Annotated in this window: 12 protein-coding genes; 10 read left to right on the top strand and 2 right to left on the bottom strand. The window is 66.9% G+C overall.

Annotated features, from left to right (window positions below; translation table 11 throughout):
* Positions 1-1650, bottom strand: coding sequence for an energy-dependent translational throttle protein EttA (gene ettA / locus E0E05_RS05030; RefSeq protein WP_131615723.1), 1650 nt, complete (start codon positions 1648-1650; stop codon positions 1-3).
* Positions 1651-1771: 121 nt separating this feature from the next.
* Between ettA and E0E05_RS05025 the strand changes: the two genes are divergently transcribed.
* Genes E0E05_RS05025 through E0E05_RS05015 form a run of 3 tightly spaced genes read left to right on the top strand, consistent with a single transcriptional unit; the run spans position 1772 to position 5100 of the window.
* Complete coding sequence (locus E0E05_RS05025; RefSeq protein WP_131615722.1) at positions 1772-2716, top strand: alpha/beta fold hydrolase; 945 nt, start codon at positions 1772-1774, stop codon at positions 2714-2716.
* The gene (locus E0E05_RS05020) at positions 2703-3917 is read left to right on the top strand and encodes an MFS transporter (RefSeq protein WP_131615721.1); all 1215 of its coding nucleotides are present in this window, start codon (positions 2703-2705) and stop codon (positions 3915-3917) included. Before E0E05_RS05025 ends, E0E05_RS05020 begins: the two co-directional genes overlap by 14 nt.
* Positions 3907-5100, top strand: a complete 1194-nt coding sequence (locus E0E05_RS05015; protein ID WP_131615720.1) for a CaiB/BaiF CoA transferase family protein — start codon at positions 3907-3909, stop codon at positions 5098-5100. Before E0E05_RS05020 ends, E0E05_RS05015 begins: the two co-directional genes overlap by 11 nt.
* Before the next feature lie 190 nt (positions 5101-5290).
* On the opposite strand, the gene hemA is transcribed toward E0E05_RS05015, so the two are convergent.
* A complete protein-coding gene (gene hemA, locus E0E05_RS05010; protein ID WP_131617900.1) occupies positions 5291-6508 on the bottom strand; it encodes a 5-aminolevulinate synthase in 1218 nt (405 codons plus the stop codon).
* Positions 6509-6817: 309 nt separating this feature from the next.
* Between hemA and cysG the strand changes: the two genes are divergently transcribed.
* From cysG to E0E05_RS04975, 7 genes are all read left to right on the top strand, one after another.
* Complete coding sequence (gene cysG, locus E0E05_RS05005; protein ID WP_131615719.1) at positions 6818-8218, top strand: siroheme synthase CysG; 1401 nt, start codon at positions 6818-6820, stop codon at positions 8216-8218.
* Positions 8218-8520, top strand: a complete 303-nt coding sequence (locus E0E05_RS05000; RefSeq protein ID WP_131615718.1) for a DUF2849 domain-containing protein — start codon at positions 8218-8220, stop codon at positions 8518-8520. Before cysG ends, E0E05_RS05000 begins: the two co-directional genes overlap by 1 nt.
* Positions 8521-8523: 3 nt before the next feature.
* On the top strand, positions 8524-10197 hold the full coding sequence (locus E0E05_RS04995; RefSeq protein ID WP_131615717.1) for a nitrite/sulfite reductase: 1674 nt from the start codon (positions 8524-8526) through the stop codon (positions 10195-10197).
* Positions 10166-10882, top strand: a complete 717-nt coding sequence (locus E0E05_RS04990; RefSeq protein ID WP_131615716.1) for a phosphoadenylyl-sulfate reductase — start codon at positions 10166-10168, stop codon at positions 10880-10882. The genes E0E05_RS04995 and E0E05_RS04990 overlap by 32 nt, the downstream gene beginning before the upstream one ends.
* The gene (locus E0E05_RS04985) at positions 10875-11357 is read left to right on the top strand and encodes a DUF934 domain-containing protein (protein ID WP_210215760.1); all 483 of its coding nucleotides are present in this window, start codon (positions 10875-10877) and stop codon (positions 11355-11357) included. The genes E0E05_RS04990 and E0E05_RS04985 overlap by 8 nt, the downstream gene beginning before the upstream one ends.
* Before the next feature lie 16 nt (positions 11358-11373).
* Positions 11374-12201, top strand: a complete 828-nt coding sequence (locus E0E05_RS04980; RefSeq protein ID WP_210215759.1) for a ferredoxin--NADP reductase — start codon at positions 11374-11376, stop codon at positions 12199-12201.
* Between the two features lie 346 nt (positions 12202-12547).
* Positions 12548-13768 (top strand): NAD(P)/FAD-dependent oxidoreductase, encoded by a 1221-nt coding sequence (locus E0E05_RS04975; RefSeq protein ID WP_210215758.1) that lies wholly within the window; start codon positions 12548-12550, stop codon positions 13766-13768.
* Positions 13769-13788: the final 20 nt, after the last annotated feature.

Here is a 13788-nt window from a genome sequence, read left to right as displayed (position 1 = left end):
CTACCGCGTCAGGCGCTTGTACGTCACGCGCTTCGGGTTGACGCTTTCCGGACCCAGCCGCCTGATCTTGTCGGCCTCATAGTCCTCGAAATTGCCCTCGAACCATTCGACGTGGCTGTCGCCCTCGAACGACAGGATGTGCGTCGCGAGGCGGTCGAGGAACATGCGGTCGTGGCTGATCACGACCGCGCAGCCGGCGAAGTTCTCGAGCGCCTCTTCCAGCGCGGCGAGCGTTTCGGTGTCCAGATCGTTGGTCGGCTCGTCGAGCAGCAGCACGTTGCCGCCCTCCTTGAGCAGCTTGGCCAGGTGCACACGGTTGCGCTGGCCGCCCGACAGGGTGCCGACCTTCTGCTGCTGGTCGCCGCCCTTGAAGTTGAACGAGGAGCAATAGGCGCGGCTGTTCACCTCGTGCGGGCCGAGCTTGATGATGTCGTTGCCGCCGGAAATCTCCTCCCAGACGGTCTTGTCCGGATCGAGCGCATCGCGACTCTGGTCGACATAGGACAGGTCGACGGTCTCGCCGACGCGGATTGCGCCGCCATCGGGCTGTTCCTGACCGGTGATCATGCGGAACAGCGTCGTCTTGCCCGCACCGTTCGGGCCGATCACGCCGACGATGCCGCCCGGCGGCAGCTTGAAGTCGAGCCCGTCGATCAGCAGCCGGTCGCCATAGCCCTTGGTCAGATTGTCCGCCTCGATCACCTCGTTGCCGAGGCGCTGGCCGGCGGGGATGATGATCTGCGCGTCGCCCGGCCGGCGGTCGCTGGCCGCCTTGACCAGTTCGTCATAGGCCTTGATGCGCGCCTTGGACTTGGCCTGGCGGGCGCGCGGCGCAGCGTTCAGCCATTCGGCCTCGCGCGACAGCGCCTTCTGGCGAGCGGCCTCCTCGCGGCCCTCCTGCGCCATGCGCTTGGCCTTGGCTTCCAGATAGGCGGTGTAGTTGCCCTCATAAGGGATGCCGCGGCCGCGATCGAGCTCGAGGATCCAGCCGGTGACATTGTCGAGGAAGTAGCGGTCATGGGTGATCATCAGCACCGAGCCGGGATATTCGCGCAGGTGCTTTTCGAGCCAGGCGATGGTCTCGGCGTCCAGATGGTTGGTCGGCTCGTCGAGCAGCAACAGGTCGGGCTGGCGCAGCAGAAGCTGGCACAACGCCACGCGGCGCTTTTCGCCGCCCGACAGGTGGCTGACGCCCGAGTCGCTGGGCGGGCAGCGCAGCGCGTCCATCGCCATTTCGACCTGGCTGTCGAGATCCCACAGGTTCTGGCTGTCGATGATGTCCTGGAGCCTGGCGCCTTCCTCGGCGGTCTCGTCGGAATAGTTCATCATCAGTTCGTTGTAGCGGTCGAGAATCGCCTTCTTGTCGGCGACGCCCTCCATGACGTTCTCCATCACGGTCCTGGACTCGTCGAGCTGCGGCTCCTGGGGCAGGTAGCCGCGCGTCGCGCCATCGGCGATCCAGGCTTCGCCCGTGAACTCGTTGTCGAGCCCGGCCATGATGCGCAGGACGGTCGACTTGCCCGCCCCGTTCGGCCCGAGGATGCCGATCTTGGCGTCGGGGTAGAAGGACAGGTGGATGTTCTCGAGCACCTTCTTGGCGCCATAGGCCTTCGACAGGCCGGACATGTGATAGATGAACTGGCGTGCCACGCGCGCGCTCCCGCTTTGCCGATGGGGTGGAATTGCGGCTCCTTAGGCGAAACCGCCGGCAAGGGCAATCGGCTGGTCGCCTCGCTTGACCGGCGCGGCGCAAAGCGGGCAAGTGCGTCCCATGTCATCGTCCTTTGCCCAGGCCCGACCCCTTTCCTCGCCGACCGGCGCGACCCTCGCTGTGCGTCACCAGCCGGCCGAAGGTGGCCCGAAGGCCGTCGTCCAGATCAATCACGGGCTGGCCGAGCATGCCGCCCGCTACGAGCGGTTCGCCCTGGCGCTCGCACAGGCCGGGTTCGCGGTCTATGCGCACGACCATCGCGGCCATGGCGGCACCGAAGCGCCGGACGCGCCGCAGGGCAGTTTCTCGGCCGATCGCGACGGCGCCGACACGGTTCTGGCCGATGTCGCCGCGGTCCACGATCACATTCACCGCCAGCACCCGAACCTGCCGGTCTTCATCTTCGGCCATTCGATGGGCGGGCTGATCGCGATGAACTTCGCGCTGCGCCATGCGGGCGATCTGGCGGGCGCCGCGGTGTGGAACGCCAACTTCTCGGGCGGCCTTGCCGGGCGGGCAGCCCAGGCGATCCTGAAATGGGAGCGTTTCCGGCTTGGCGGCGACGTGCCCTCGCTTGCGCTGCCGGCGCTGACTTTCGGCCAATGGGCCAAGGCGATTCCGGACCGGCGCACGAATTTCGACTGGCTCAGCGACATCGACGCCGAAGTCGATGCCTATATCGCCGATCCCGATTGCGGCTGGGACGCGTCGGTGGGCATGTGGCAGGCCGTGTTCGCCTTGATCTTCGCAGGCGCACGCGTCGACGAGGCCCCGCGGGCCGCGCGGACGCTGCCCTTCTTTCTGGCCGGTGGCGACAGCGATCCGGCGACCGACGGGGGCAAGGCCGTTCGTGAGCAGGCCGCCCGCCTCGAACGCGCCGGCTACGAGGACGTCACGCTGCATGTCTTCGAGAACACGCGCCACGAAACGCTCAACAGCACCGTCGCCGAGGCGGCCACCGGCCGGCTGATCGCATGGCTGGAGGCCCGCCTTGAGCGCGCCTGAAAGCCCGTCGCCGTCGATGGCGCTCGTGCGCGACCCAAGGCTGCCGGCGCTGGTGGTGCTGCTGTTCTGCGCGACGTTGACCGTGATGGCCGGCGCGACGATCGCTCCGGCGCTGCCGGGCCTTGCCGCCCATTTCGCCGGCGAGCCGGGCGGCGACCGGTTCGTGCCGCTGATCCTGACCATGCCGGGGCTTGCCATCGCCATCGCTGCGCCGCTGGCCGGGCTGATCGCCGACCGCACGTTCAAGCGGCGCATCCTGCTGGCCGGCATCGCCGTCTATATCGTCGCCGGCTCGTCCGGGCTCTACCTGAACACGGTCGGCGCGATCATCGCCGCCCGGCTGGTGCTCGGCGTCGCCGTCGGCGCGATCATGACGGCGGCGACGGCACTGATCGCCGAGCTCTACTCGGATGCCGAGCGCGGCCGCATTCTCGGCTTTCAGGCGGCGGCGATGAGCTTCGGCGGCATGGTGTTCATCCTGTCGGGCGGCGTCCTTGCCGATCTGCACTGGCGCGCGCCGTTCGCGATCTATCTGGCGCCGTTCGTTCTGGTGCCCTTCATCCTGGCAAGGGTTCCTGTCGGGGAACCGGCGCCGGCCCGCACTGCGCAAAGCGTGCCAATGGCGGCCTTCCCCTGGGGGTTCGCGTTGCTGGTGTGCATGGCGCCGTTCGCCAACTTCCTGATCTACTTCACCATCCCGCTCAAACTGCCCTTCATGCTGTCTGACATGGGCATTGACAGCGCCGCGCTCGCCGGCAGCGCCATCGCGGTGATGACGTTCGCCAGCGGTGCGGTCGCGCTCGTCTTCGGGCGCATCCGCACCATGGCGCCGCCGCCGCTGATGGCCTCGCTGGCGTTCCTTGTGTGCGCGGCCGCCTTCGCCCTGTTGTCGCTGCGGCCGCCCGTGCCGGTCATCTTCGCGCTGATGGTTCTGGTCGGGCTCGCTTCCGGCGTCATCCTTCCCAACGCCTCGACCTGGCTGTTCACGCGCATGGCGCCGGAGCGTCGGGGGCAGGTATCGGGCATGATGACCATGGCGGTGTTCCTCGCCCAGTTCCTGTCGGCGCCGATGGTGCTGCTGGTCGATCCGCTCGGTGGCGCGACGGCGGCCTACATGACCGCGGCGACGCTGGCGCTGGCGACCGCCCTGTTCTACGTGATCGCGCACCATCGTCTCGCCGGGGTCCACCATGAACGCTGAACCGTCCGCCGACCGGCCGCTCGCCGGCATCCGGGTGATCGAACTGGCGCGCGTGCTCGCCGGGCCCTGGGCCGGCCAGATGCTTGCCGATCTCGGGGCCGACGTGATCAAGGTCGAGCACCCCGATGGCGGCGACGAAACGCGCGGCTGGGGCCCGCCTTTCATCACCGGCGCCGACGGAAATCCGCTGTCGGCCGCCTATTTCCACGCGGCCAATCGGGGCAAGCGCTCGGTCGCAGTCGACTTCAAGACGCCCGAAGGCCAGGCGACGGTGCGCAGGCTCGCCGCGACGGCCGATGTCGTCATCGAGAACTTCAAGGTCGGCGGGCTCGCCAAGCACGGGCTCGACCATGCCAGCCTTTCGGCGCTGAACCGGCGCCTCGTCACCTGTTCGATCACCGGCTTCGGCCAGACCGGCCCCTACAGGGACCGGCCGGGCTACGATTTCATCATCCAGGGCATGGCCGGCTTCATGTCGGTCACCGGCGAGCCGGACCGCCAGCCGATGAAGGCGGGCGTGGCGATCGCCGACATCTTTTCGGGCGTCTACGCGGTCGCGGCGATCGAAGCGGCGCTGATCGGCGCGCTGAAGACCGGCAGGGGCCGGCACATCGACATCGCGCTGATGGACGTCATGCTCGCCGCGATGGCCAACCAGAACATGAACTTCCTGGCGACCGGCACGCCGCCGAACAGGCTCGGCAACGCCCACCCGAACATCGCGCCCTATCAGGTGATCGAGACCGCCGACGGGTTCGTGATCATCGCGGTCGGCAATGACGGACAGTTCGCGCGGCTGTGCGGAATGCTTGGCCTTGACGATCTGCCGGCCGTTCCGCGCTTTGCGACCAACCGGACGCGCGTCGAAAACCGGGCGGCGCTGACCGGGCTGCTGGCGGGAAAGACGCGCCGGTGGCGCCGCGACGATCTGGTCGCCGCCTGCGAGAAGGCAAACGTGCCGACCGGACCGATCAACACGATCGCCGACGCGTTCGCCGATCCGCAGATCATCGCGCGCGGCATGCGCGTCGACCTGCCTGATGCGGCCGGCAACCCGATCGCGTCGGTGCGCATGCCGGTGATGATGGACGGGTTGCCGCTGTGTGCCGACCGCCCCTCGCCGCGCCTCGGTGAGCATACGGACGAGGTTCTGGCGGAGCTGGAGGCGATTGAAACCGCATAAGCACCGCCCCTCACCCTTGCCCTCTCCCCGCAAGCGGGGCGAAGGGGACCTCGACTCGGCGTGTTGCGCCACGATCCTATGGGCCTGGCGTCTATTCGGGTGATGCTGCCGCGATGCCGACGCCCTGCCTTCCCCGCAAACAGGGAAAGGACAAGTGTGAGTGGCTGGCGCCGGCGCTTAGCCCCCTGCCCTACGCCACGGCCCTTGCGAGGGCGCACTGGCTCCACAGGTCGCACAGGGCGCCCGAAAGATGGGCGATGTCGGCGTCGGTGTGGAACGGGGTCGGCGTGATCCTCAGCCGTTCGGTACCCACGGGAACCGTCGGATAGTTGATCGGCTGCACATAGATCCCGTAATCCTCCAGCAGGATGTCGGAGATCCATTTGCACTTGGCCGCGTCCCCCACCATCACCGGCACGATGTGCGAGGGGTTTTGCATGTGCGGAATGCCCTGCCGGTCGAGCGCCGCGCGCACCTTGCGCACCGCCTCCTGGTGGGCCTGCCGCTTTTCGTCATGGGCCTTCAGATGCCGGATCGAGGCGACCGCGCCGGCGGCCAGTGCGGGAGGAAGCGCGGTGGTGAAGATGAAGCCCGAGGCGAACGAGCGCACGAAGTCGACCAGGTTCCTCGAACCGGTGATGTAGCCGCCCATCACGCCGAACGCCTTGCCCAGCGTGCCCTCGATCACATCGATCCGGTCCATCAGGCCCTCGCGCTCGGCGACCCCGCCGCCGCGCGGACCGTACATGCCCACCGCATGCACCTCGTCGATATATTTCAGCGCGCCATGCTTGTCGGCGACGTCGCAGATCTCGGCGATCGGCGCGATGTCGCCATCCATCGAATAGACGCTCTCGAAGGCGACCAGCTTGGGCGCGGCCGGATCGTCGGCGGCCATCAGCCGGTCCAGATCGCGCCAGTCATTGTGCTTGAAGATGCGCTTTTCGCATCTGGAATGGCGGATGCCCTCGATCATCGAGGCGTGGTTGAGCGCGTCGGTGTAGCAGATGATCCCGGGGATCTTGGCGAGCAGCGTGCCGAGCGCGGCCCAGTTCGAGACATAGCCCGAGGTGAAGATCAGCGCGGCGTCCTTGCCGTGCAGGTCCGCCAGTTCGCGCTCGAGCCGCACATGGCCATGATTGGTGCCCGAGATGTTGCGCGTGCCGCCCGCGCCGGTGCCGCAGCGCTCGATCGCATCGTGCATCGCCGCGACCACCTCCGGATGCTGGCCCATGCCCAAATAGTCGTTCGAGCACCACACGGTCACATCGTGCGTCGAGCCGTCCTCGCGATAGCGCGTCGCCCGCGGGAACGAACCCCGCTTGCGCTCAAGCTCGGCAAACACACGGTAATTGCCCGCCTCGTGAAGACCGGCGAGGCTGTCGGCGAAGAACTCGTCGAAATCCATGGGCTTGCTCTGCAACGCGTCGAACGCCTTCACCGTCATCACTATCCTCATTGTGCCCGTGCGAGCGACCCGCCCGGGCCGATTTCGCCGCCTATATAGACGCGCTCCCGCAAGATTGGAACGCTTCGAAAGTGGCGCGATTGTCGCAACCGGAACAGGCCGGTTCCTTGACACCGATCAAATCGGGCCGGCGCGAAGGCGCCTTTCACGGAACGGATTTTTCGCGCCCGCCGCAATTCTTGGGAACACAATTCTTCTGAGCCCTGGCTGCGAGCCCTATTGTCGAAGAAACTTCCAAGAGGTGGGCTCATGCGCCATTTCCCCGTCTTCGTGAACCTGGGCGGCCGCCGCGTCATCGTGTCGGGCGCCGGCGAAACCGCCGTGGCAAAGCTGCGGCTGCTGCTGAAGACCGAGGCGCGGATTGCCGTGTTCGGCGAGGACGTCGTCCCGCAGGTCCGGCAGTGGGCCGCCGAAGGCAGAATCGTCTTGACCGAGCGGCCGATCGCGGCGGGCGATGCGCTGTGCGCCGCCCTGCTCTATGCGGCGAACGACGATCCGGCCGAGGACGCCCGTGCCGCGCGGATCGGTCGCGAGGCCGGTGCGCTCGTCAACATCGTCGACAATCTCGAGGACTCCCAGTTCATCACGCCAGCGATCGTCGACCGCGATCCGGTGACGGTCGCGATCGGCACCGAGGGCGCTGCGCCGGTGCTGGCGCGAAAGATCAAGGCGGACCTCGAGGAGCGCCTGCCCGCTTCGCTCGGCGTGTTGACGCGGATCGGCCAGGCGTTCCGCGCCCGCGCCGAGATGCTCGGCGATTCCAAAAAGCGCCGCGCCTTCTGGACGAAGTTCTATTTCGGCGCCGGTGATCGCGCGCTGAAGGCGGGCGGTGAAGAGGCCGTGCGCGAGACGCTCGAAACGCTGCTGACCGACGAAATCGAACGCCGCGACGGGCCGGGCTCGGTGGTGTTCGTGGGCGCGGGACCGGGCGATCCGGAACTGCTCACCCTGAAAGCCCGCAACGCGCTGCACGAGGCCGATGTCGTCCTGCATGACCGGCTGGTGCCTCAGCCGATCCTTGAACTCGCCCGGCGCGAGGCGATCATCGTCGAGACCGGCAAGAAGGGCTTCGGTCCGGCCTGGACGCAGGACGCGATCAACGCATTGATGATCGAGCATGCCAGCGCCGGCGCGCGCGTCATCCGGCTGAAATCCGGCGATCCGGCCGTGTTCGGTCGGCTCGAGGAGGAACTGGACGCGCTCGATGAGGCCGGCATCGAATTCGAGATCGTGCCGGGCATCACGTCCGCCTCGGCGGCGGTGGCCTCCATCGGCCGGTCGCTGACCCGTCGCGGACGCAACGCCTCGCTGCGAATCATCACCGGGCACGACGCCGAGGGTTTTGCCGACCATGACTGGCGCGCGCTGGCCCGGCCGGGCGAAGCGGCCGCGATCTATATGGGGCTCAAGGCTTCGGCCTTCCTGCGCGGGCGCCTCCTGATGCACGGCGCCGATGCGGAGACCCCCGTCACCGTGGTCGAGAACGCCGCGCGCGCCGACCAGCGGATCGTCGCCGCAACGCTTGGCGGCCTGCCCGAGGCGCTGGCAGATGCGGGCATCACCGGTCCGGCCGTTCTGCTCTACGGCATCGCCCCGCGCGGGGCGCAGGTCGCCATGGACGCGTTGCCTGCCCGGGCGGAGGCTGTCTGATGGCGCGCCAGACCCATCCGCAAATCGTCACCGCCAACGATCTGTTCGAGGGCGACGTGATCTATCTGACCGCATCGGGCGACTGGTCACGGGACCACGGCGATGCCGCCGTCGCGCACGATGGCGAAGAGGCCGAGCGCCTGCTGGGCATCGCCAACGCGCAGCCGGGTCGTATCGTCGGCGCCTATCTGGCCGATGTCACGATCGGCCCTGACGGACGGCCACAGCCGGTGCATTTCCGCGAGGCGTTCCGCACGCGCGGGCCCTCCAACTATTTCCACGGCAAGCAGGCGGAGGCCTGATCCATGTATGCTTATGACGATTTCGACGCCGATTTCGTGCGCGCCCGCGTCGCCGAGTTCCGCGAGCAGGTGAACCGCCGCATTGACGGCTCGCTGACCGAGGACGAGTTCAAGCCGCTGCGCCTGAAGAACGGGCTCTATCTGCAACTGCACGCCTACATGCTGCGGGTGGCAATCCCCTACGGCACGCTCAATTCGCGCCAGATGCGGCAACTGGCGATGATCGCCGAGCGCTGGGACAAGGGCTACGGCCATTTCACCACGCGCCAGAACGTGCAGTTCAACTGGCCGAAGCTGAAGGACGTGCCGGACATTCTCGACGCGCTCGCCGATGTCGAGATGCACGCCATCCAGACTTCGGGAAACTGCATCCGCAACGTCACGGCCGACCATTTCGCCGGTGCCGCCGCCGACGAGATCGAGGATCCGCGCCCGACCGCCGAACTGCTGCGGCAATGGTCGACCGACCATCCCGAATTCCAGTACCTGCCCCGCAAGTTCAAGATCGCGATCACCGGTTCACCCAACGACCGGGCGGTGACGAAAGCGCACGATATCGGCCTGCGCATGGTCCGCAACGAAGCAGGCGAGCCAGGCTATGAGGTGATCGTCGGCGGCGGGCTCGGGCGCACGCCGATGATCGGCAAGACCGTCCGCGACTTCCTGCCGAAAGCCGACCTTCTGCCCTATCTGGAAGCGATCCTGCGGGTCTATAATCTCGCCGGCCGGCGCGACAACAAGTACAAGGCGCGCATCAAGATCCTCGTGCACGAAACCGGCACGGAGGAGATCAGGGCGATGATCGAGGAGGCCTTCGCCGAACAGAAGGCGCTTTTCCAGGCGCCGCCCGCTGACCTCGTCGCCCGCATCGAAGCGGCGTTCGCGCCGCCCGATTTCGACAACACCCAGTCGCTTGCCTTCGACCGCGCCCAGGCCGACGATCCGGTGTTCCGCTCGTTCGTCGAAACCAACGTCACAGAGCACAGGAACCCCGCCTACGGGATCGTGTCGGTGTCGCTCAAACCGGTCGGCGGCACGCCGGGCGATGCGACGGCCGATCAGATGCGCGTGCTCGCCGATCTCGCCGAGCGCTACGGTCATGACGAACTGCGTGTTTCGCACGAGCAGAACATCATCCTGCCGCACGTCAGGAAGGCCGACATCCCGGCGGTCCATGCCGAACTGAAGAAGGCCGGGCTGGCGACCGCCAATATCGGCCTGATCTCGGACATCATCGCCTGCCCGGGGATGGATTACTGCGCGCTGGCGACGGCCCGCTCGATCCCGATCGCCCAGGAGATCGCGACCCATTTCGACGCTCTGAAGCTGGAGCGCGACATCGGGCCGATGAAGATCAAGATCTCGGGCTGCATCAATGCCTGCGGGCACCATCATGTCGGCCATATCGGCATTCTGGGCCTCGACAAGGCGGGCGTCGAAAACTACCAGATCACGCTCGGCGGCGACAGCACCGAAACCGCCACGATCGGCGAGCGCACCGGCCCCGGCTTTGCCGCCGAAGACCTGATCCCGGCGATCGAGGCGATCGTCGAGACCTATCTGGATTTGCGCCATACCGCCGACGAGACCTTCCTCGACGCCTATCGACGGCTCGGCGCCCGTCCCTTCAAGGACGCGATCTATCATGAGCACCGCGACAATGCCCGCGCCGCCTGACTGGCAGGCCGAAACGCTCGATCTGCTGCGTCAGGCGTTCGTCGAGAAGAAATTCGGCCGCATCGCGGCCGTTTCCTCGTTCGGCGCCGAGTCGGCGGTTCTGCTGCACCTGATCGCGCGCGTCGACCGGACCGCACCGGTGCTGTTCATCGACACCGGCATGCTGTTCGCCGAAACGCTTGCCTATCGCGACGATCTTGCCGCACGCCTCGGCCTTGAGGATGTGCGCACGATCCGGCCGGCGCGCGCGGCGGTGCGCCGTACCGATCCGTGGGGCCGGCTGCACATGTCCGATCCGGACGGGTGCTGCGACCTGCGCAAGACACAGACCCTCGATGCCGCGCTTGAAGGCTTTGACGGCTGGATCACCGGCCGCAAGCGCCATCAGGCGGCAACGCGCGCCGACCTCGACCTGATCGAGCAGGCCGCCAACGGCAAGACCAAGCTCAACCCGCTCGCCTTCTGGTCGCCGGAGGATCTGGCCGAATACGCAGACGCGTTTGACCTGCCTCAACACCCGCTCGTCGCCCACGGCTATCCTTCGATCGGCTGCGCGGTGTGCACCTCGCCCGTCAACGACGGCGAGGATGCGCGCGCCGGCCGCTGGCGGGGTCGGGCGAAGACCGAGTGCGGCATCCACATCGTCGATGGCGCGATCGTGCGGGGCGCGCCCGCCCATGGCTGAGGAGAGGACGCAGATGATCATCGTCACCGATGACGGCTTTGCCGAGGATGACCGGGCCGAGCGGCTTGTCGCCGGCACCTATGGCGAGGTTTCGCTGGCCGATCTCGAAGCCGGCCTGCCCGACGACTGCCCCGCGGCGCTGGCCCTGAACCTTGCCAACGACGCCGACGCGCGCGCCGTCGCGCCGTTCTTCGACACGCTTGAAGCGATCACCATATCCTTTCCCAGTTTCGCGGACGGGCGCGGCTTTTCGCTCGCCACGCAGCTGCGCCGGCTGGGCTTTGCCGGCCGGCTGATCGCGCAGGGGCACGTCATCGCCGACCAGTATGCCCATGCCCGCCGTTGCGGCTTCGATGCGGTCGCCATCGACGCGCGCCTTGCGGCCCGTCAGCCGGAAGGCCAATGGACGTCCCAGGTCCCGCGCATCAATGTGACCTACCAGAACCGTTTGCATCAGGCCGCGCAGATCGCCTAACAGGAGCCCCATGGCCATGAACGAGATCACCCCGCTCGCCGAACCGCTCAAGCCCGTCTCGCTGAAGGACGGACAGACGGTGACGTGGGTGCGGCACTATACCGACCGGCTGTTCGCCTTCCGCGTCAGCCGTCCGCAGACGCTGCGCTTCCGTTCGGGCGAGTTCGTGATGATCGGCCTGCCCGACGAGAACGGCAAGCCGATCCTGCGCGCCTATTCGATCGCCTCGCCGTCCTGGGACGAGGAACTGGAATTCTATTCGATCAAGGTGCCGGACGGCCCGCTCACATCGCGTCTGCAGAAGATCCAGGTCGGGGACCAGATCATTCTCAAGACCAAGCCGGTGGGCACGCTCGTCATCGATGCGCTGCTGCCCGGCAAGCGGCTCTACATGCTCGCCACCGGCACGGGCATCGCCCCATTCGCCTCGCTGGTGCGCGACCCGGAGGTCTACGAGAAGTTCGAGCAGGTGATCGTGACGCACACCTGCCGCACCAAGGCCGAACTGGTCTATGGCGCCGAATTGATCGAGAACCTGGTCAACGATCCGCTGATCGGCGAGATGGTCGAAGGCAAGCTCGTCTACTATCCGACGACGACCCGCGAGGACAGCGACAAGACCGGCCGTGTCACCGACAAGATCCGCTCGGGCGAACTGTTCGCCGATTTGGGGGTTCCGGCATGGAACACCGAGGACGATCGCGTGATGATCTGCGGCTCGATGGGCCTGAACCTCGAGATCAAAGAGCTGTGCGAGGCGGCCGGCATGGAAGAAGGCGCCAACAACAAGCCCGGCCACTATGTGCTCGAAAAGGCGTTCGTGGGCGAAGCCGAGGCGGGCTGACCCGGCTCGGTTCCAGGGCGTTTTTCATTGAGTCTCGGCGCCTCTCTCCTTCTCCCCGCTCGCGGGGAGAAGGATACGAGACACAACGAAGCGAAGCGGAGTTGATGTCGCAGTTGGATGAGGGGCAGAGCTGGCAAAGCCCCTCACCCAGTTGCGGCTAGTTCGCCTGCGCTCACAAGCCTCACATCCCTCTCCCCGCAAGCAGGGAGAGGGAACCTTGGCAGGTGCATGAAACCAGTCTTCATCGCCTTCCGGTACAATGGCTAAAAAACCCATCGCCATTCGACCTTCAATGCGGTTAGACAGGCGGCACCATTGGTGCCGCTTTTCGTTCCGGGGGAGTGAATTGGTCGAACGTGTCGTCATAGTCGGGGGCAGCCATGCCGCCGTTTCGGTCGCCGACGATTTGCGCAAGCATGGCTTTGAGGGATCGGTGACGCTGATCAGCGAGGAAGCGGTCCTGCCCTACCAGCGCCCGCCGCTCTCGAAGGCGTACATGTCCGGCGAGATGAGCCTGGAGCGCCTCAAGCTGCGGCCCGAGCACTGGTACGACGAGCAGAACGTGCAGGCCCATCTGTCGAGCCGCGTGATCGCCGTCGACCGGCAGGCGCGGGAGGTGGTGACCGAAGAGGGGGCGCGCATCGGCTATGACGCGCTGGTGCTGGCGACCGGGGCCCACGCGCGCACCCTGCCCGGCGATTTCGGCGGCGCGCTCTCGAACGTCCACACCATGCGCGATCTGGGCGATGCCGACGCGCTGATGGCGAAGATGGTGCCAGGCCGCAGGCTCGTCGTCATCGGCGGGGGTTATATCGGGCTGGAGGCGGCGGCGGAAGCGGCCAAGAAGGGCATGCAGGTGACCGTCGTCGAGGCCGCGCCGCGCATTCTGCAGCGGGTGGCATGTCGCGAGACGGCCGATGCGTTCCGCGCGCTGCACGAAAGCCATGGCGTGACCATTCTCGAGAACACGCAGATCGCCCGGATCGCGGACGACGGAACCGGCACGGCGGCCGCCGTCGAACTGGAAGACGGAACCTCCCTGCCCTGCGATCTCGTCGTCGTCGGTATCGGCATCGTGCCGAACGCCGAACTGGCCGAGGCGGCCGGGCTCGAAGTGGCGGTCGGCATTTCGGTCGACGCCCACGGCCGGACCTCCGATCCGGCGATCTATGCCTGTGGCGACTGCACCGTCTTTCCGTTCCACCACACGCCGACGCGGCTTGAATCGGTGCAGAATGCGCACGATCAGGCCGGCATCGTCGCCGCCAACATCATGGGCCAGGACACCGAATACGATCCGCATCCGTGGTTTTGGTCTGACCAGTACGACATGAAGCTGCAGATCGCCGGCTTCAATCGCGGCTATGACCGCGTCGTCGCCCGGCCCGGCAAGCGCGAGGGCAGCATCTCGCACTTCTATTTCATGGGCGAGACATTCCTCGCCGTCGACTGCCTGAACGATGCGGCGACCTATGCGATGAGCCGGAAGATCCTCGCCGAGGGCAAACCGCTGACGCCGGACATGGTGGCCGACGAAGCGTTCGACCTGCGCGGCTTTGCCAGATAGCGAAATTCTGGTGGAGGTGA

This window comes from Roseitalea porphyridii (assembly GCF_004331955.1).
GTDB classification, from domain to species: Bacteria; Pseudomonadota; Alphaproteobacteria; order Rhizobiales; family Rhizobiaceae; genus Roseitalea; species Roseitalea porphyridii.
Note: the sequence above shows the minus strand (reverse complement) of the source record. Positions and strands in the feature narration are given on the sequence as shown.

What these genes read in the sequence shown, in the direction of transcription:
- E0E05_RS05025 (WP_131615722.1), top strand. Translation starts at nt 1,772, where the DNA reads ATGTCATCGTCCTTTGCCCAGGCCCGACCCCTTTCCTCGCCGACCGGC.
- E0E05_RS05015 (WP_131615720.1), top strand. Translation starts at nt 3,907, where the DNA reads ATGAACGCTGAACCGTCCGCCGACCGGCCGCTCGCCGGCATCCGGGTG.
- hemA (WP_131617900.1), bottom strand. Translation starts at nt 6,508, where the DNA reads ATGGATTTCGACGAGTTCTTCGCCGACAGCCTCGCCGGTCTTCACGAG.
- cysG (WP_131615719.1), top strand. Translation starts at nt 6,818, where the DNA reads ATGCGCCATTTCCCCGTCTTCGTGAACCTGGGCGGCCGCCGCGTCATC.
- E0E05_RS05000 (WP_131615718.1), top strand. Translation starts at nt 8,218, where the DNA reads ATGGCGCGCCAGACCCATCCGCAAATCGTCACCGCCAACGATCTGTTC.
- E0E05_RS04995 (WP_131615717.1), top strand. Translation starts at nt 8,524, where the DNA reads ATGTATGCTTATGACGATTTCGACGCCGATTTCGTGCGCGCCCGCGTC.
- E0E05_RS04990 (WP_131615716.1), top strand. Translation starts at nt 10,166, where the DNA reads ATGAGCACCGCGACAATGCCCGCGCCGCCTGACTGGCAGGCCGAAACG.
- E0E05_RS04985 (WP_210215760.1), top strand. Translation starts at nt 10,875, where the DNA reads ATGGCTGAGGAGAGGACGCAGATGATCATCGTCACCGATGACGGCTTT.
- E0E05_RS04980 (WP_210215759.1), top strand. Translation starts at nt 11,374, where the DNA reads ATGAACGAGATCACCCCGCTCGCCGAACCGCTCAAGCCCGTCTCGCTG.